Here is an 18,368-nt window from a genome sequence, read left to right as displayed (position 1 = left end):
TGTCCCATGCCGGCAGCCTAACCGATCGGCTGGTCGCATACGGTCGTGTATTTTTAGTCCGACGTGGTACGGCGGATTTTCAAACCTGCCTAGCGGACGGATCAGATCGAAGCTAAATCTGATGCGAAACGCCATTAAAGAACAACGGCGGAGGATTGTATGGGCGAAACATTGCCGATGGCCGGGGCGGCCGGGCCAGCGGGGATGTCGGCGGGTGCGCAGCGCCTGACCATGGGGCTATGCTTCCTGGCGGCCGCCATTGAAGGGTTCGATCTGCAGTCGGCCGGTGTGGCCGCACCCCGCCTGGGCCCCGCCTTCCAGCTGGACCCCACACAGATGAGCTTGGTGTTCAGCGCCGCCATCGCCGGCCTGATCGTGGGCGCCCTGGTGGGGGGCCGCGTCTCCGACCTCAGGGGGCGCAAGGTGGCGCTGATGCTGTCGCTGGGCGTCTTCGGTCTGTTCTCCTGCCTCACGGCACTTGCCTGGGACTATCCCAGCCTGCTGGCCGCGCGTTTCCTGACCGGCCTGGGCCTGGGCGGCGCCTTTCCCAACCTGATCGCCATCGCCTCGGAAAGCACGGAGCGGGGCAAGGCCGGCGCCGTGGCCATCATCTATGCCGGCATGCCCCTGGGCGGGGCGCTGGCCGCCGTCATGGCCTTGCGCGGCGGACACGGTGATTGGCAGACCGTGTTCTGGATGGGCGGCGTCGCCCCGCTGGCGCTGCTGCCCATCCTGGCCGTGGCCCTGCCCGCCTTTTGCGTGGCACCGGCGGCCGACACCCCGCGCCAGGGCATCGTTCAGGCCCTGTTCGCCCCGGGGCGACGCGTGGACACAGGCGCCCTGTGGCTGGGCTCCTTCTTCGCCCTGCTGGTCCTGTACCTGCTGCTGAATTGGCTGCCCGTACTGCTGCTGTCGCGCGGCCTGCCCCGCACCCTGGTTCTGGGCGTGCAGATCGTCTTCAACATGGGCGGCGCCTGCGGCTCCGGCATTGCCGGCCAGTTGATGGACCGGGTGGACCGCCGGCTGGCCGTGATCGTCATCTTCCTGGCCCTGGCGCTGGCCCTGGCCGGCCTGGCCGGGGTGGAGGCCAATTTCCTCATGGCCGTGGCCGCCGTCGCCGGCGCGGCGGTACTGGCCGCCCAGGCGCTGATTTATGGCCTGGCACCCAGCTATTATCCGGCAGAGGTGCGTGGACAAGGCGTGGGTGCCGTTGTGGCCGCCGGCCGCCTGGGTTCCGTCGCCGGGCCGCTGCTGGCCGGCCAGTTGATCGCCAGCGGCGGCAGCCGCGCCGACGTGCTGATGGGCATCATCCCGATGGCGGTGTTGAGTGGCATCGCGACCTTCGTCCTGGTCGCCCGCCGGCCCGCCTAGAGCGGAACGCGATCATGGCTGATCGCATCTTGCTCTAGGCGGGAACGGCCGTCCCCTCCAGCCGCATGCGCCGGCCGCGGCGATGATCCACCGGCGTCGCCAGGCGCAACAGGTGACGCTTATGCTGGACGGAGGCGACGGTGCGGCCCAGGGCTTGGGCGATTTCCCGGTCGCCCTGCCCGGCGGCGTTCATGGCGATCAGCTGGGCCAGGCTCTCTTCATCCCAGGATCGCGCGGGGCCAAGTTTGGCGGCGCTACGCATGCTCTCACCTTGAGTGTTAGAAACGGCATCCAAGTCTTTGGTAAAAATCAACTCTAGGCTTTCAATCGAACTTCCCCGTCTTTCCAGGGCGACCGGGCCGCGAAGAGGAGTTCGCCCTCCTCCACCATGCGCTGGGCGATGGAACCGTCGACTTGCAGGGCGCTACGGAAGTCGCCCATGCACAGGACGGTGACGGCGGCGGGCAGATCCAGGCGGCCAAGGGTGGCCAGCGCCAAGTTGCCGTCCCAGCAGGGCAGCGGCGCCTCGTCGTCAATGACGATCAGGAAGTGGCCGGTGGCGCCCTCGGCACGCATCGGCGACGGGACCAGGAGGTAGATGCGCCAGGGATGCAGGGCGTCGACAAGGGCCAGCAGGGCCGCCGCTATCCGTTGCGTGCCAATCCACCGGTCGCCCCATTGCCCCGGCCCTTCCGCCGCCGCCATGCCGTCCTCCCTGGGTTGGTCGTCTCCTGTTCCGCGTCGCCGTCGTCTGATGCCGAATGGAAGCGCTTACCGGCCCTTGAACTGGGGCGGACGCTTCTCGGCGAACGCGCTCATGCCTTCCTTCTGATCCTCCAGCGCGAAGGTCGAGTGGAACAGCCGGCGCTCGAACCGCAGGCCTTCGGCCAGCGTCAGCTCGAACGCGCGGTCCACCGCCTCCTTCGCCATCATCACGGCGGGGCGGGAATAGCCGCAGATCTTCTCCGCCACCTTCACCGCCTCTTCCACCAATTCGGCCGCCGGCACGATGCGCGCCACCAGGCCTGCCCGCTCGGCCTCCACCGCGTCCATCATGCGGCCGGTCAGCACCAGCTCCATGGCCTTGGCCTTGCCGATGGCGCGGGTCAGGCGCTGGGTGCCGCCGGCACCGGGAATGGTGCCGATGGTGATTTCGGGCTGGCCGAACTTGGCCGTGTCGGCGGCCAGCAGGATGTCGGCCATCATGGCCAGTTCGCATCCGCCACCCAGGGCATAGCCCGCGACCGCCGCGATGGTCGGCTTGCGGCAGGTGGCCAGGCGTCCCCACTTCTTGGTGATGAAGTCACCCAGGTAGGCGTCCATATAGGTCTTGGACTGCATCTCCTTGATGTCGGCGCCGGCGGCGAAGGCCTTCTCGCTGCCCGTCACAACGATGGCGCCAATGGAATCATCGGCCTCCAGCCGGTCCAGCGCGTCCTGCAGGTCGGTCACCAGGCCGTCCGACAGGGCGTTCAGCGCCTTGGGACGGTTCAGGCGGATCAGGCCCACGGGGCCCCGCACCTCGACCAGGATGTTCTCGTAGGCGAACTCGGACATTGGGGTCCTCTCCAGGATGATTGCCACGGGCGTCGTGTCGTCGGCGCCGGGGTGGGACCGGGACCGCACCGAGGCCCGGACAGTGCCTGCAAACTGCCCCATATCATGGAAAGGGCAGCGAATACCGAAGTTCCCAGGATTATTCAGCGATCCGCCCGGCCTGACTAGGAAAAGGGGGTGAAGGCTGGAAATGGGCCTTGCGAAGTTTGTGAAGTCGCCCCTGGCACAGCTGTCGCGCCGCCCTGCCCAAGCCCGAAAGGTTGCCTGTTACGGGCAATCCTGGAATGATCCGCCGCGATGCGCGGGCCTGGCGGCCCCAAACCGGTACCTATGACCCTGCCTCGCTCGTGAAACCGACACCGTGACGACCCAGACTGCAAAGACGCCCGCGGTTCCCCCTCGTGGCGGGGCGCCGGCCCAGGCGGCGCGGCGGATGCGCGATGAGATCCTGGCCTTGCCCGATGGCGCGCCGCTGGGATCGGAAGAGGAACTGCTGGCCCGCTATGGCCTGAGCCGGCCCACCCTGCGTCAGACGGCGCGTATCCTGGAGCAGGAACAGTTGCTGGTCGTGCGCCGGGGCAACGGCGGCGGCTATTATGGCCGGCGGCCGGACATCGGCGCCGTCACCCAGGCCGCGGCGCTTTACCTGCGCCTGCGCCAGACCACGGTGCGCGACGTGCTGGACGCCTTCCAGCTGGTGAATGTGGAGGCCGCCCGCCTGGCCGCCCTGGCGGACACGATGGCGGCCGACGCCACGGGCGCGCGGCTGGACCTGGCGGAATTCCGCCAGCACCTGATGGACCGCAAGGACGTGACCTATCTGGCGGCCGACGTGGTACGGGACGAGGTGGCCCTGTACGCCATCCTTATGCGCATGGCGGGCAACCCAGCGCTGGAACTGTTCCACCGCACGCTGTTCGAGTTCGGCCAGCGCGATGCGAACCTGCGCGTCTTCCAGGGCCATCCCGACCGTTGCGCCCATTGGCGCACGGGACGCCTGCGCATGGTGGACGCCATCCTGGCCCGCGACCCGGAGATGGCCGTGCTGCTGGCGCGCCGGCAGAACCGCCTGATGCTGGACTGGGTGTCGCCGGAGGTAGAGCGGGAATCCATCGCCCCCCGCGACTGAGCCAACAAAAGGGGGACGGCCCATCATTCCGTCCCCGTAACGTTAAAGGGATAACGTTGATGAACGGGCCCGTCTCTCGCTTCTATTTCTCCGACCGCTTGCGCCTGCACTATGTCGAGTGGGGACGGGAGGACAAGCCCACCCTGCTGCTGGTCCACGGCGGCCGCGACCATTGCCGCAGCTGGGACTGGGTGGCGCAGGACTTGGCGCGCGACTTCCACATCCTGGCGCCCGACCTTCGCGGCCATGGCGATTCCGCCTGGTCGCAAGGCGGCGCCTATACCCTGGCGGAGGTGGTGGCCGACCTGGTGCAGCTGCTGCGCCAGCGCGCCGGCCGCAAGGTGGTGGTCATGGGCCATTCCTACGGCGGGGCGGCGGCGCTGTTCCTCGCCAGCCTGTACCCAGAGCTGGTGGAGCGGCTGGCGGTGGTGGAGGGCACCTGGCCCTGGCAGGAACTGCGGACGCAGAAGCCTCTGGCCGACCGTTTCCGCGACTGGGTGGACAAGGTGCACGAACTGTCGGCCCGGGGCCCGCGCAAATACCAGACGCTGGAGGAAGCCGTGGCCCGCATGCAGGCGGAGAACAGTTTCCTGTCGACCGATCAGGCGCGCCACCTGACGGTCCACGGCCTGCACCAGAATGAGGACGGCACCTACAGCTGGAAGTTCGACAACTATATCCGCACCGCCTATCCCTTCCGCATCAGCCTGGATGAGCTGCGGGACCTTTGGTCGGCGGTCACCTGCCCCACCTTGCTGATCAACGGCGGGAAAAGCTGGGTGGAGGATCCGGTGGCCAATGGTGCCGCCGCCTTGTTCCCGCAAGGGCGGACGGCCATGATCGCGGACGCCGGTCATTGGCCGCATCACGACCGCTTCGACGCGTTCATGGCGGTCACCCGCCCCTTCCTGGCGGGCTGACCCTACCGCGGCCGCAAGCCCTCAACCAGCAGGGCCAAGGCTTCGGCCAGGGCTTGCTCCTGCGCCTCCACCGCCAGGCGCTCGGCGGCGCCCACCAGCATCTTGGCCGCGCGGTGCAGCTCCACCACCGTCAGGTCCGCCCGCACCAGGCCCGCCGCCTGCGCCGAAGCCAGCGGCGGGGCCAGCACGGCGTCCAGCCGCCCGTGTAGCCCCTGGATGAGGGCGGGCCCATCCTCCTCCGCCTCCAGGCTGGCGATCAGCGGGCCGTGCAGCACGGCCTGTCGGGCGATGCGGCACAGAAAGGGATAGAAGGCGGCCGGGTCGCCGCCGGTGGCCGCCCAATCCTGGGCCAGGACCGCCAGTTGCCGCTCGAACACCGCCAGGGCCAGCGCGCGCCGATCGGCGAAGTTGCGATAGAGGGTGGCGCGGCCCACCCCGGCCTCCGCCGCGATGGCCTCCAGCGCGACATGATAGCCGTGGCACTGGAACAGCGCCGCCGCCGCCGTGATCAGCCGTTCCCGACGGTCCTGCGCATCCCGACGCACCGGGCCGCTCCTTCCCTGGGGAGATTCTTCAACCGGAACGCCGCGATGGCGTATCGGGTTGCACCGCTTCCAAAATTTCCTGCCACGGCGATTGTCACGGAACATCTGGACAGGCCTGTCCGTTTACAGCGGCCGTTCACCAGCCGCCCCTACCTGAGCAGGCCTGCCCCATGAGTGATGACGAGACGCCACGCAAGGACCAGCAGCCCCAGGGCGATCGTCATCAGGGCGACGACAAGCGACAGGACGACAAGAAGCGGGACGCGGACGGCCGGGACAAGGACGGCCGGGACAAGGACGGCAAGGAGGAAAAGAAGCCCTCCCCCCTCGCCAACCCGCGGGTGCGCATCGGCCTGATCATCGCGGCCGTGGTGGTCGTCGCGGCCCTGATCGCCTGGGGCGTCTACTACTGGACCACCGGCCAGTATGAGCAGGAGACCAACGACGCCTATCTGCAGGCGGACATGGTGACCGTCGCGCCCAAGGTGGGCGGTTATGTCGAGCAGGTGCTGGTCGAGGACAACCAACTGGTGGAGCCCGGCCAGCCCCTGGTGAAGATTGATGAGCGGGAGACCAGGGCCCGCCACGACCAGGCCGTGGCCCAGGTGGCTCAGGGCAAGGCCGCCATCGTGGAGTACCAGGCCCAGATCCGCCGGCAGGAGGCGGAGATTGTGCGCGCCCAGGCCCAGCTGGCCGGCGCCCGCAGCACGGCCCTCTATGCCCAGCGTCAGGTCGACCGCTACACACCGCTCGCCGCCAGCGGCGCCCAGACGGCGGAGCAGCTGGACCAGATGCGCCAGACCCGCGACCAGGCCAAGGCCGAGGCCGTCGCCGACGAGGCGCAGGTGGAAAGCGCGCGGCGCCAGATCGATGTGCTGAACGCCCAGATCCAGAGCGCCCAGGCCCAGGTGGAACAAGCCCAGGCCCAGGTGGACCAGGCGGACGTGGATTTGCGCAGCACCCTGGTGCGCAGCAGCATCAGGGGCCGGGTAGGCGACCGCACCGTGCGCGTCGGCCAATACGTGCAAACGGGCACGCGCATGATGTCCATCGTGCCGCTGGAGGGCGTCTACCTGGTCGCCAACTACAAGGAGACGCAGATCGGCCTGATGCGCATCGGCCAGCCTGCCACCTTCACCGTCGATGCCGTCAGCGGCGGGGAGTTCCACGGCACGGTGGACAGCTTCGCCCCCGGCACCGGCGCCCAGTTCGCCCTGCTGCCGCCGCAGAACGCCACCGGCAACTTCACCAAGATCGTGCAGCGCGTGCCGGTGCGCATCCGCATCGAGGCGGGGCCGGAAGCGCGCAAGGTGCTGGTGCCGGGGCTGTCGGTCATCGTCACCGTCGACACCATCGGCGCCAAGGAGGAGCAGCGCCGCATCAAGGAAGAGGCCAAGCGCACGGAGGAGCGCCGCCAGCGCGAGCATGACGACGCCGTCCAGCGCAACCGGGAGGCGGAGAAGGCCAACCAGCCGCAGAACGGGGCTGGGAAATGAGCGCCGCCGCCGCGACAGCGGACCCGAAAGGGAATGCGTCCAAGGCCGACAGCGGGGCCTGGCTGGCCGTGGCGGCCGGCACCATCGGCGCCCTGATGGCCACGCTGGACGTTTCCATCGTCAACGCCGCCCTGCCCCTGATCCAGGGCGAGGTGGGCGCCAGCGGCAGCGAGGGCACCTGGATCTCCACCGCCTACCTGGTGGCGGAGATCGTCATGATCGCCTTGGCCGGCTGGTTCGTTCGCCTGTTGGGCCTGCGCACCTTCCTGCTGATCGTCACCAGCGGCTTCGTGCTGTCGTCCATGGCTTGCGGCATCTCCAGCAACCTGGTGCAGATGATCATCGGCCGCGTCGGCCAGGGCATGACCGGCGGCGCCATGATCCCGACCGCCATGACCATCGTTTCCACCCGCCTGCCGCCCAGCCAGCAGCCGGTGGGCATTGCCATGTTCGGCGCCACCGCCGTGCTGGGGCCCGTGCTGGGGCCCGCCATCGGCGGCTATCTGGCGGAGAATGTCAGCTGGCATTACGCCTTTTTCCTGAACCTGCCCATCGGGCTCACGCTGCTGGGCCTGCTGACCTTGGGGCTGCCTTCGGAAAAGGGTGATTGGGGTCAGCTGGCCGACGCCGACTGGCTGGGCATCCTGGGGCTGACCCTGGGCCTGGGCTGCCTGACCACCCTGCTGGAGGAGGGCCAGCGGGAGCGGTGGTTCGAATCCGACATGATCAACACGCTGGCCGGCGTCTCCATCCTCGGCTTCGTGCTGCTGATCGCGGGGCAGTTCGTGGCCCGCCGGCCGGTCATCCGCCTCAGCATCCTGGTCAGCAACCACAGCTTCGCCGCCGTCTTCGCCATGAGCCTGGTGGTAGGCGGGGCGCTCTATGGCCTGCTGTACCTGATCCCGCAATACCTGGCCAATGTGCAGGGCTACAACCCGGAACAGTCTGGCTACATCGCCATGATCAGCGGCGTGCCCACCCTGATGCTCATGCCCCTCTTCCCCATCGCCGTGCGCCGCATCGACGTGCGCCTGGCGGTCGCCATGGGCCTGGGCTTCTACGGTATCAGCTGCATGCTGAACAGCCACCTGACACCCGACATCGCCGGGCCGGAACTGGTGGTGCCGCAGCTGCTGCGCGGTGTCGGCCAGTTCTTCTCCATGCTGTTCCTGAACCAGGCGGCGACCGCGTCGGCCGGCAAGGAGCATGCGGAGGACGCGTCCTGCCTGTTCAACGCCGCCCGCAACCTGGGCGGATCGTTCGGCCTGGCCGTCATCTCCACCCTGCTGGACCAGCGCGACACGCTGCACATCAACCGCATCGGCGAAAGCGTCACCTACAACTCCCCCGAAGGGCAGGCCTACGTCGCCCAGCTGACCCAGGCCTTCGCCAACGGCGACCCGGAGGGCGGCCGGCTGCGGGGCCTGGCGGTGTTCAGCCAGCAGGTGGCCCACCAGGCCAACGTCCTGACCTTCAGCGATCTGTTCTGGCTGTTCGGCATGATCCTGTTCGGCTCCATCCCCCTGGTGCTCATGATGCGGCCGCTGCCCAAGGGCGGCGCGCCCGGCGGGGGGCATTGACGATGCGGCGCCCGTCTCTGCTGCCCCTGCTTTTGTTATCGGCCGCCTGCACGGTGGGACCCGACTACAAGGGCCCGCCCGACGTGGCGCCCCGGTCCGAAGCCGCCGGCCAGTTCCGCCGCGCCGCGACCGCGCCGGTGGACGTCGCCACCCCGCCGGCGCGCTGGTGGGACGGCATGGGCGACCCGGAGCTGACCCGCCTGGTGGATCTGGCCCTGGCCGCCAGCCCGACGCTGAAGGCGGCGCAGGCCCGCGTGCTGGAGGCCCGCGCCCTGGTGGCGCAGCAGCGGGCCGCCCTGTTCCCCCAGGGCAATGCCACCGCCCTGGCGGCCAAGGCCCGCATCCCCACCGGCGCCCTGTCCACGGCCGACAACCAGATCAACGCCGCCTTGGCGCGGGAGGCCATCACCAACCCAAGCCTGTTCCCCGGCGGCACGCCGCCCCATGTCGACATCCCCAACCATGTGACGACGGAGCTGTACAACCTGGGCTTCGACGCGCGCTGGGAACTGGATCTCTTCGGCGGCACGCGGCGGGAGATCGAAGCGGCGGCGGCCCAGACCGACGCGGCCGCCGCCAAGGTCGAGGACGCCCAGGTGCAGCTGGCGGCCGAGGTGGGCCAGGCCTACGTGGGCTTGCGTGATGCCCAGCACCGGCTGGATCTGACCCGCGCCTCGGCAGCGGCCGAGCACCGCATGCTGGACCTGACGGTGGACAAGCGCCACTTGGGCACGGCCACCGACGCCGACGTGGCCCGGATGGAGACCCAGGCCCGGCAGACCGACGCCCAGATTCCGCCGCTGGAAGGCCGGGTGGAACAGGCCATGGACCAGCTGGCCCTGTTGGCGGGCCAGGAGCCCGGCACCCTGGATGCGGAGCTGACGCCCCTTCGCCCCGTGCCCCTGCCGCCGGCGGTGGTGCCGGTGGCCGACCCGGCCGCCCTGCTGCGGCGCCGGCCGGACATCCGCGCCGCCGAACGCCAGCTGGCCGCCAGCAATGCGGAGATCGGCCACGCCGTGGCGCAACTGTTTCCCAATGTCAGCCTGTTCGGCAGCATCGGCTTCGGGTCCAACAAGGTGGACACCCTGTTCCGCAGCAGCAGCCTCAGCTTGATCGGCGCCCCCATGCTGAGCTGGAACGTCCTGGACTGGGGTCGCGTGCGCGCGCAGATCCGACAGGCCAGCGCCGCCAACCAGGAAAGCCTGGCGCAGTATCAAAGCACGGTGCTGCAGGCCCTGCAGGATGCGGAAGGCGGGCTGTCGCGCTATGGCCACCAACGCGAGGCCACTTTCCAGCTGGCCGGCGCGCTGGACGTGGCCACCCGGGCCCAGCGGCTGGCCGACGCCCGCTATCGTGGTGGCACCGCCACCGCGCTGGAGGTGCTGGACGCCGAGCGCCAGCGTTTGCAGGTGGAGCAGAGCCTGGCCCAGGCCCAGGCACAGACCAGTGAAGACTACATCGCCCTGCAGAAAAGCCTGGGCCTGGGCTGGCAGCCGGTGGACCCGGCGCAGTTGCCCGACCCACCGGATTACTGAGGCGGAACCGGGCACAAGCTGCGGCGTTTCCCCGTCACGAACGGAGGTCGGACCTATGCCTATGTCCCTGAAATCGCGCCACGTCTCCTCCTGGCTGTCCTGGCCCGGCCTGACGGGCATCGTCGTCATCCTTCTCGGGCTGGCGCTGGCGATCCCCGGCGGCTGGCTGATCGTGGCGGGCGGCAGCTGGTACTACCTCCTGGCCGGCCTGACGCTGGTTGCGGTGGGCGTACTGCTGGGGCTGGGCCGGTGGGAAGCCTTATGGCTATACGCCCTGCTGTTCCTGGCAACGGCGCTTTGGGCCTACTGGGAGGTGGGGCTGGACGGCTGGCAGCTGGTTCCCCGCCTGCTGACGCCGGCCTTGCTGGGCGCCTGGCTCAGCCTGCCGTGGGTGGTGCGTCCCCTGCACGGGGCGCCGCGCCCGGCGGGGCCGCCGGAGGACGATTCCCTGGCGACGCACAGCGTCCGGCCCCGGCCCTTGACATATCGACCCTGGCTGGGCGTGGGCGTCTACGCCCTGGTGGTAGCGGTGATTGTGGTGCTGGGCTACCGCGTCACGGCCATCCGCACGGTGGAGGGCGGCCCGCTGGTGGGCGGCAAGCCCGTCACGGAACCGGCGCCCAACCCGCCGGTGCCCGAGGGCGGCTGGCAGTATTACGGCCGCACCGCCGATGGCGACCGCTTCTCCCCGTTGAGCCAAATCCGGCCGGACAATGTGAACCAGCTGGATTTGGCCTGGTATTACCGCACGGGCGACTTGCCCAGCGATTTCGAGAACCAGAACGGGCGGGAATTCAATTTCGAGGCGACGCCTATCAAGGTGAACGACACCCTTTACTTCTGCACACCGCACCGCCAGGTCATCGCCCTGGATGCCACCGCCGGCACCGTGAAGTGGAAATACGATCCCCACAACGACACATCGGCCAACGAATACTTGGCCTGCCGGGGCGTGGCCTATTACGAGAAACCGGCCGAGACGACACCAACGCCCCTCACCCCCACGCCCCTTGCGCCCTCGGCCAACCCCATGGCCGCCGCCTGCCCCCGGCGCATCATCGCCACCACGGCGGACGCCCGGCTGATGGCGCTGGATGCCGACACGGGGCAGCCCTGCCCCGATTTCGGCAGCAACGGCTACGTCAGCCTGACAGACGCCATGGGACCGGTCCCGCCGGGCTTCCACTTCATCACCTCGCAGCCGCTGGTGGTGAACAATCGCGTCATCCTGGGTGGCTGGATCTACGACAACCAGTCCAAGGGCGAACCCTCGGGCGTGGTGCGTGCCTATGATCCCGTCAGCGGCGCGCTGGCCTGGGCTTGGGACATGGGCCGGCCTGACCCCACGGCACCGCTGAAGCCGGGTGAGGTGTATACCCGCGGCACGCCCAACGGCTGGGGCACCTACACCGCCGACCCGGCGCTGGGCCTGGTCTACATCCCGCTGGGCAATGCCACGCCGGACTATTACGGCGCCGACCGCCGCCCCTTCGACGATGCCTATTCCAGCGCGCTGGTGGCGCTGGACATCGCCACGGGCCAGGAACGCTGGCACTTCCAGACCGTGCACCATGACGTCTGGGATTTCGACCTGCCCATCGGCCCGTCGCTGGTGGAGGTGTCCACGCCCGACGGCGTCGTCCCGGCCCTGGTGCAGACCACCAAGATGGGGGAGCTGTACCTGCTGGACCGGCGCGACGGCCATCCGCTGGCGCGGGTGGAGGAAAAGGCGGTGCCCGGCCGGGGCTTGCCGGGCGAGCACCTGTCCCCCACCCAGCCCTTTTCCACCGGCATGCCCTCGCTGACCCCGCCGCCGTTGAAGGCCACGGACGCCTGGGGCGCCACGCCCATCGACCAGTTGCTGTGCCGGCTGGATTTCCAGCGCCGGCGCTATGATGGGCTTTACACCCCGCCCACGCTGGACCGAGGGACCATCGCCTATCCCGCCTTCGACGGCGTGGTCGATTGGCACGGCGCCAGCATCGACCCCAGCCGCCACCTGCTGATCGCCAATGCCAGCTACATCCCCTTCACTGTCGACATCCTGCCGCGCGAGGAGGCGATGAAGAAGGGCATGATCAAGCCGTGGAAAGGCTGGAGCGAACCCTACCCCAAGCCCAAGGACTTCAGCATCGGCCCGCAGTACGGCACCCCCTATGCCGCCGTGGTCCAGCCCTGGCTGGGTGCGTTCGGCGCCCCCTGCCACGCCCCGCCCTGGGGAAAGCTGGTAGCCATTGACCTGCAAAGCCGCACGATCGTCTGGCAGCACCCCCTAGGCACCACGCGGGACACCAACCTGTTCAACACGCGGACGAACCTGCCCCTGCCGACCGGCATCTTCAACATCGGCGGCAATCTGGTGACGGCCAGCGGCGTCATCTTCGTCGGCGCCACCGCCGACCAGTACCTGCGCGCCTTCGACGAGCATACGGGTCGGGAGCTGTGGAAGGCGCGCCTGCCGGCGGGCGGCCAAGCCAACCCTATGACCTATCAGGGCAAGGATGGACGACAGTACGTGGTCATCGCCGCCGGCGGGCATGGTGGCCTGCGCACGCGCAACGGCGACTACATCATGGCCTACGCCCTGCCCACGCCGGGCGCCAGCGTGGTGGGGATGGAGAGCCACCCTGGAAGCCATTAATGCGGAAGCCATTGAAGCGTAGAGATTTTTTCATTTAAGGCGGGAACCGGCGGCGCCCGGGGATGTTGCCTGCATGGGCAGACATCATTCGAGGGGGCACCCATGAAGCGCCTTGTTATTGTTTCCAACCGGGTTCCGGCCGCTGGCACGCCGCAGGCCGGCGGCCTGGTCGTGGCGCTGGTGGGCCTGTTGCGCCGGCACAAGGGCCTGTGGTTCGGGTGGAGCGACGCGTTGACGGACCATCCCGATCCCGAGCCGCGGGTGGTCGACCGGCAAGGCATCAGTTGCGCCATGATCGACCTGACGCCGGACGAGCATCGCAAATACTACCTCGGCTTCGCCAACGGCGTGCTGTGGCCGCTGATGCATATCCTGCCCGGCGTGGTGAGCTTCCACCGGAACGAGCTGGAAACCTATCGCGCCGTGAACGTCCGTTTCGCCACAGCGTTGAAGGGTCTGCTGAAAAAGGACGACCTGATCTGGGTGCAGGACTACCAGTTGCTGGCCGTGCCGGCGGCGCTGCGGGACCTGAAGGTCGGCAACCTCATCGGCTTCTTCCTGCACATTCCCTTCCCGCCGCCTGTGGTGGCGGCCATCTCCGAAGGCCTGTTGGGACTGGTGCGCGACGTGTTGGCCGCCGATCTCATCGGTTTCCAGACGGCAACGGACGCAGAGCATTTCGCCCAGACGGCGGCGCGGTACGCCGGCGCCCGCCGGGTGGGCAAACTGGGGCTTAGACTGGGCGACCGCACCGTCCGCCTAGGTGTTTTCCCGGTGGAGATCGACGCGCGGGAATTCGCGCGCGTGACCGAGGCCGCCATGGAGCGGCGGCCGGCCCAGGATCTGGCTCACAATATGCGCGACCGCGCGTTGGTGCTCGGGGTGGACCGGCTGGATCCCAGCAAGGGACTGGTGGAACGCCTGACCGCCTTCCGGCAGTTTCTGGCGGCGGAGCCGAAATGGCATCGCCGTGTCAGCTTCCTACAGATCGCCGCCAGGTCGCGCGAGGGTGTACAGGCCTACCGCAGCCTGTTGCGGGACCTGGAAAAGATCGCCGGCGCCACCAACGGCGCCTATGCCGAACCCGACTGGACGCCGCTGAAGCTGGTGACGCAAAGCAGCACCCGTAACACCGTCGCCAGCTATATGCGGCATGCACGCGTGGGGCTGGTCACCCCCTTGCGTGACGGCATGAACCTGGTAGCCAAGGAGTTCGTGGCGGCACAGGACCCGGACGACCCGGGCGTGCTGGTGCTGTCCCGCTTCGCCGGCGCCGCCACCCAGCTGGACGCCGCCCTGCAGGTCAATCCCTATGACCCCGACCAGATCGAGGAGGCCCTGCGCCGGGCGCTCACCATGCCGCTGGCGGAGCGGCGGGAGCGCTGGCGCGACCTGTGGGACGTCATCAAGGACACGTCGGCCCTGGCGTGGGGCGAGGCCTTTGCTGACGCGTTGGCCAACCGCAAGATGGCGCGGACCAAAACGGAGCGCGACGGGACCGGCGGAATCCCAACGAAAAAGGCCGCCCCCCGGGCAAGCGCGAGGGGGACGGCCTCCAAACGGGCGCGACCAGCCGGGAACGGGGTGGCCGGGGATGGGCGCCCCACCACAGGAGGCGCCCGGGCCACGACCGGCTGACGCCGGGTCGCTTATTCCGCCGCCATGGCGTTGATATGCGACTTGGCCAGCATGGTCAGCTTCTCATCCGTGGCCTTTTCCTCTTCCAGGTTCTGGTGCAGCAGGGCGGCGCAGTCATCGCGGCCCAGCAGCTTGGCCCAGGTCACCAGCGTGCCGTAGCGCGAGATCTCATAATGCTCCACCGCCTGGCCGGCGGCGACCAGGGCGGCGTCCAGGACCTGCTTGTCGTCCACGTCCCCGGCGATATCGTCGGCCTCATCGATGATCCCGTCGATGGCCGGGCACTTCACCGCCTCCGGTTCCACGCCGTGCTGGCGGAACACCTGCTCCAGGCGCTGGATCTGGCCCTCGGTTTCCCGCAGGTGGGTCTGGAATCCCTGCTTCAGTTCCGAGTTGGTGGCCTTTTCGATCATGTCGGGCAGCGCCTTCAGAATGCGCTTCTCCGCGTAATAGATGTCCTTCAGCTGATGAACGAACAGGTCGTTCATGGTCTCAATGTCCTTGGTGAACAAACCCATGGTGTTCCTCCTGGGGATTGGACGCGGGATATTTTTGAGGCGCCGGCCTCGGTAGGGGTCGCCGGCCAGTACTCAATTCCTGAACCTCGACCCGGTTCCGGGATTTCTGAACGCCCCCTCCGCCGCCGTCACAGGCGGTTCACCTCGAATTCCTCACAGGAATAGCCCAGGGCGGCCAAGCCCTCCTCCAGGAAGTCACCCAGGGTGGGGATGCCGATGAGGTAGCGGGCGGACCTTTCCCGGTGACGCTCGAACGCCAGGGCGCGGGCTTCGGCCCATTCGGCCGCGGTGTAGTCGCCACGCCCGATCCAGGTGAGGGCGATCAGGTCCACCACCTCATCCTCGTTCAGGGACGTGATGGCCCCCACCAGTTCCGCCTGGGTGGGATCGTCGTCATAGTCCTCCAGCACGCCGCGCCCGCCGTCGTCAGCGGGGTTGGATGCCGGGTCCGGTTCCACCGGATCGACCTTCACATCGAATTCCCGCGCCTTGACAATGATGAAGCAGACCTTTTCCAGACTGATGTTGAGTTCCACCGTCGGTATGCCGTCACCGGTCATTTCCTGGGTATTGGACATCGTAGAGCCCTCCGTTTCGCACCCCGAAAAAACCGGCCGCCGCGGGGCAAAGTTCCCAGACGAAGGAAGCCCGCCCGGTCGCGCCAGTGCCTTCGGCGATGGGCTGAAACTTTTCATTGTATGCCAATTCCAGGTTCCATGAGGCGGCGGCGCACGCTTGGGCGGCAACCCCATTGGACTCGCGGTCTGAAATCCATTTCAACGTGCCATGGCATTCGGTTCCCGGCCCATTTTCCCGTCTTGGCGCCTGGACCGCGACGTGCGAGAACGGTTTTGTATTATTAATGTCCAATAAAGCCGGCCCCTTCCCACCGGGATGGATACGCCCGGCACCCGGAGGGGATGGTCGCGAGATGCTGAGTTCGAGAAAAAGGAAGCCGTTCCTGCGGGCGGCGCTGGTGGGTTTCGTGTCGGCCCTGGCCCTCACGGCGACTTTGACCACTGGGGCCAAGGCCGACCCCATCGCGGTGCTGGACCGCTACGGTGCCTTCGTCTCGGTCGAAGGCTACGGCGCCAACGTCGTGCGCGTCACCATCGCCACCGAAAAGGACCAGGCGCTAAAGGGCCCTGGCTACGGTCTTCTGCCCGGCGCCGTGGACAACAGTGGATTCCACCGGACCAGCGACCAGGGCGGCGACAGTTTCGCCTCCAGCGCCCTGACCCTGCATGTCGATGCGGCCAAGGCGCCGCGCGTGCCCTCCACCATGGAGAAGTACTTCGCGCCCCAGCTGCCGCCCGTCACCCTGCAGGTGAAGAACGCGCGCGGTGAGGTCGTCCTGAACATGGACGGCTGGTCCATGGCCCCGCACACCGTGGCCGGCGAGAAGACCTATCAGGTCGGCGCCAGCTTCAAGTCGCCGGCGGACGAGCATTATTACGGCATGGGGCAGAACCAGCAGTCGGTCGGCCCGCTGGACCTGCGCGGCCGCACCCTGGACTGCAAGCACTGGTATGACGCGCCCGGTGGTGAAACCGTGTGCGTGCCGGTGCTGGTCAGTTCCAAGGGCTATGCCATCGTTTGGGACAACCCGGCGGAGACGGTGCTGAATGCCGGCATCAACGGCGCCACCTCCCTCACCTCCACCGTGGGGGAGCGGGTCAGCTTCTTCGTCATCACCGGCGATACGTCCGCCGACATTTATGGCGCCTACGCCCGCCTGACCGGCAAGACGCCCATTCCCCCCAAGGCCGCCTTCGGCCTGATCCAGTCCAAGGCGCGGTATGACAGCCAGGATGAAATCCTGCGGGTGGCCAAGACCTACCGGCAGAAGAAGTACCCGCTGGATATCATGGTCATCGACTGGTTCTACTGGACCCGCATGGGCCAGTTGGACATCAACCCGGCGGAATTCCCCAACCCCGACGCCATGAACCAGGACCTGCACGCCATGGGCATGCAGTCCATCATCTCCATCTGGCCGCGTTTCGAGACTTCGGGCCGCTATTTCAACGAACTGGATGCCAAGGGCTATCTGCTGAAGGACGAGGACGGCAGAAGCGTGGACGGCCTGCCCTTCCGTTCCGACCGCACCGGCGGCCTGATCGACGTGACCAATCCCGACGCCCGCAAGTGGTTTTGGGAACACGCCCGCGACAATGTGCTGAGCCACGGCTTCGACTATCCCTGGCTGGATGAGACGGAACCGGACCTGGTGCCCGACGGCTTCTTCTATTCCATCGGCTCCGGCGACCGGTACCACAACGTCTTCCCGCTGCTGCATGTGGAAAATGCGTCGCAAGGCCTGCGGGCCTGGCGGCCCAACCGCCGGCCGCTGATCTTGTCGCGCGCCGCCTATCTGGGGTCCCAGCGCACCGGCGCCCTGTTCTGGTCGTCGGACATCAGCCCGCAGTGGGAGGTACTGGCCCGCCAGATCCCCACCGGCCTGAACATGACAGCCTCGGGCATCGCCTATTGGGGCAACGACATCGGCGGCTGGCAGTACCTGCCACAGACGACCAGCTACACCGGCACGCCACTGGTCAGCCCGGCGGGCGCCGAGGAGACGGTTGGCCAGAACCACGACTATCCGGAACTGATGGTCCGCTGGTTCCAATACGGCACCTTCCTGCCCACCCTGCGCCTGCACGGCGACCGCAAGCACACGGAGATCTGGGCCTTCGGTCCGGAGGCGGAGGCCATCATGGCCCGCTACGACACGCTGCGCTACGCCCTGGTGCCCTACCTTTACGCCCAGGCCAAGGCCACCTACGACACAGGCGTGCCCTTCATGCGGGCCTTGTGGATGGACTTCCCCCACGATCCCACCGTGGCGGACATCGGCACCGAATACATGTTCGGCCCAGCCTTCCTGGTGGCGCCGGTGACGGAGCCCGGTCAGACGCGCAAGCAGGTCTACCTGCCGGCTGGGACCGACTGGTACAATTACTGGACCAACGAGAAACTGGCCGGCGGCCAGTGGGTGACCGTGGCGTCCCCTATCGACCAGATCCCCCTGTTCGTGCGGGCGGGGTCCATCCTGCCCCTGGGCTCCGCCGTGCAGTCGACGGCGGAAAAGCAGAAGATCGTGGCCCTGAAGGTCTATCCCGGCCGCGACGCCAGCTTCACCGTCTATGACGACGACGGCCTGAGCCTGGACTATGAGAAGGGCAAGGGCGGCGCCACCGCCACCCTGCATTGGGACGATCACGCGGGCAAGCTGACGGCCGACGGCTCGCGCGAGCCTTTCGCCAAGGCGCCGGCGGAGCTGGTGCAGGTCATGGGCCACTGAGCCCCACCCGCCCATGTGACACGCGTCATTTCACACAAGGAACGGCCGGGGCTATCGTCGCGGCCGTTCCTATTTTCATTGAGGCCGGCTCAAGGAACCACTTCGGTCGCTTGAGCATTGTCAAATTGTTG

Annotated in this window: 15 protein-coding genes; 9 read left to right on the top strand and 6 right to left on the bottom strand. The window is 68.0% G+C overall.

All coding sequences use genetic code 11. The features are described 5' to 3' along the window. The first annotated feature begins 159 nt into the window (after nucleotides 1–159). The gene (gene mhpT, locus P5F91_RS02100; protein WP_277906338.1) at nucleotides 160–1,371 is read left to right on the top strand and encodes a 3-(3-hydroxy-phenyl)propionate transporter MhpT; all 1,212 of its coding nucleotides are present in this window, start codon (nucleotides 160–162) and stop codon (nucleotides 1,369–1,371) included. Nucleotides 1,372–1,405: 34 nt separating this feature from the next. On the opposite strand, the gene P5F91_RS02095 is transcribed toward mhpT, so the two are convergent. The 3 genes from P5F91_RS02095 to P5F91_RS02085 form a co-directional block, all read right to left on the bottom strand. Next, the gene (locus P5F91_RS02095) at nucleotides 1,406–1,633 is read right to left on the bottom strand and encodes a hypothetical protein (protein WP_088874750.1); all 228 of its coding nucleotides are present in this window, start codon (nucleotides 1,631–1,633) and stop codon (nucleotides 1,406–1,408) included. 53 nt (nucleotides 1,634–1,686) lie between these two features. Next, the gene (locus P5F91_RS02090; protein ID WP_145612667.1) at nucleotides 1,687–2,076 is read right to left on the bottom strand and encodes a hypothetical protein; all 390 of its coding nucleotides are present in this window, start codon (nucleotides 2,074–2,076) and stop codon (nucleotides 1,687–1,689) included. 66 nt (nucleotides 2,077–2,142) lie between these two features. Continuing rightward, entirely contained in the window at nucleotides 2,143–2,928 is a 786-nt protein-coding gene (locus P5F91_RS02085; RefSeq protein ID WP_145612668.1) for an enoyl-CoA hydratase, read from the bottom strand. 361 nt (nucleotides 2,929–3,289) lie between these two features. Between P5F91_RS02085 and P5F91_RS02080 the strand changes: the two genes are divergently transcribed. Together P5F91_RS02080 and P5F91_RS02075 are read left to right on the top strand one after the other, a co-directional pair. After that, nucleotides 3,290–4,057 (top strand): FadR/GntR family transcriptional regulator, encoded by a 768-nt coding sequence (locus P5F91_RS02080; protein ID WP_277906337.1) that lies wholly within the window; start codon nucleotides 3,290–3,292, stop codon nucleotides 4,055–4,057. 59 nt (nucleotides 4,058–4,116) lie between these two features. Beyond that, on the top strand, nucleotides 4,117–4,977 hold the full coding sequence (locus P5F91_RS02075; protein ID WP_145612670.1) for an alpha/beta fold hydrolase: 861 nt from the start codon (nucleotides 4,117–4,119) through the stop codon (nucleotides 4,975–4,977). A gap of 2 nt (nucleotides 4,978–4,979) precedes the next feature. On the opposite strand, the gene P5F91_RS02070 is transcribed toward P5F91_RS02075, so the two are convergent. After that, nucleotides 4,980–5,522 (bottom strand): TetR/AcrR family transcriptional regulator, encoded by a 543-nt coding sequence (locus tag P5F91_RS02070; RefSeq protein ID WP_277906336.1) that lies wholly within the window; start codon nucleotides 5,520–5,522, stop codon nucleotides 4,980–4,982. A 170-nt stretch (nucleotides 5,523–5,692) separates the two neighbouring features. Here P5F91_RS02070 and P5F91_RS02065 point away from each other — a divergent pair, with 170 nt between their 5' ends. The 5 genes from P5F91_RS02065 to P5F91_RS02045 all read left to right on the top strand — a co-directional run bounded on the left by P5F91_RS02065 (nucleotide 5,693) and on the right by P5F91_RS02045 (nucleotide 14,412). Then, the gene (locus tag P5F91_RS02065) at nucleotides 5,693–7,018 is read left to right on the top strand and encodes an HlyD family secretion protein (protein ID WP_145612672.1); all 1,326 of its coding nucleotides are present in this window, start codon (nucleotides 5,693–5,695) and stop codon (nucleotides 7,016–7,018) included. Beyond that, on the top strand, nucleotides 7,015–8,598 hold the full coding sequence (locus P5F91_RS02060; RefSeq protein ID WP_145612673.1) for an MDR family MFS transporter: 1,584 nt from the start codon (nucleotides 7,015–7,017) through the stop codon (nucleotides 8,596–8,598). Before P5F91_RS02065 ends, P5F91_RS02060 begins: the two co-directional genes overlap by 4 nt. Nucleotides 8,599–8,600: 2 nt before the next feature. After that, entirely contained in the window at nucleotides 8,601–10,133 is a 1,533-nt protein-coding gene (locus tag P5F91_RS02055; RefSeq protein ID WP_277906335.1) for an efflux transporter outer membrane subunit, read from the top strand. A gap of 55 nt (nucleotides 10,134–10,188) precedes the next feature. After that, nucleotides 10,189–12,774 (top strand): membrane-bound PQQ-dependent dehydrogenase, glucose/quinate/shikimate family, encoded by a 2,586-nt coding sequence (locus P5F91_RS02050; RefSeq protein ID WP_277906334.1) that lies wholly within the window; start codon nucleotides 10,189–10,191, stop codon nucleotides 12,772–12,774. Between the two features lie 102 nt (nucleotides 12,775–12,876). After that, entirely contained in the window at nucleotides 12,877–14,412 is a 1,536-nt protein-coding gene (locus P5F91_RS02045) for an alpha,alpha-trehalose-phosphate synthase (UDP-forming) (RefSeq protein ID WP_277906333.1), read from the top strand. Nucleotides 14,413–14,423: 11 nt separating this feature from the next. Here the strand turns inward: P5F91_RS02045 and P5F91_RS02040 are convergent, their stop codons facing one another. Together P5F91_RS02040 and P5F91_RS02035 are read right to left on the bottom strand one after the other, a co-directional pair. Then, nucleotides 14,424–14,930, bottom strand: coding sequence for a YciE/YciF ferroxidase family protein (locus P5F91_RS02040; RefSeq protein WP_145612677.1), 507 nt, complete (start codon nucleotides 14,928–14,930; stop codon nucleotides 14,424–14,426). Nucleotides 14,931–15,058: 128 nt separating this feature from the next. Beyond that, nucleotides 15,059–15,508 carry a DUF3775 domain-containing protein gene (locus P5F91_RS02035; RefSeq protein ID WP_277906332.1) on the bottom strand — a complete coding sequence of 150 codons (450 nt, stop codon included), beginning with the start codon at nucleotides 15,506–15,508 and terminating at the stop codon, nucleotides 15,059–15,061. A 353-nt stretch (nucleotides 15,509–15,861) separates the two neighbouring features. On the opposite strand from P5F91_RS02035, the gene P5F91_RS02030 reads away from it, so the two are divergent. Beyond that, nucleotides 15,862–18,237, top strand: a complete 2,376-nt coding sequence (locus P5F91_RS02030) for a glycoside hydrolase family 31 protein (RefSeq protein WP_277906331.1) — start codon at nucleotides 15,862–15,864, stop codon at nucleotides 18,235–18,237. Nucleotides 18,238–18,368: the final 131 nt, after the last annotated feature.

It is taken from the genome of Nitrospirillum amazonense (genome assembly GCF_029594735.1).
Lineage (GTDB): Bacteria > Pseudomonadota > Alphaproteobacteria > Azospirillales > Azospirillaceae > Nitrospirillum > Nitrospirillum amazonense.
The sequence above is the reverse complement of the archived record's forward strand: the minus strand, read 5'-3'. Positions and strand labels throughout refer to the sequence as shown.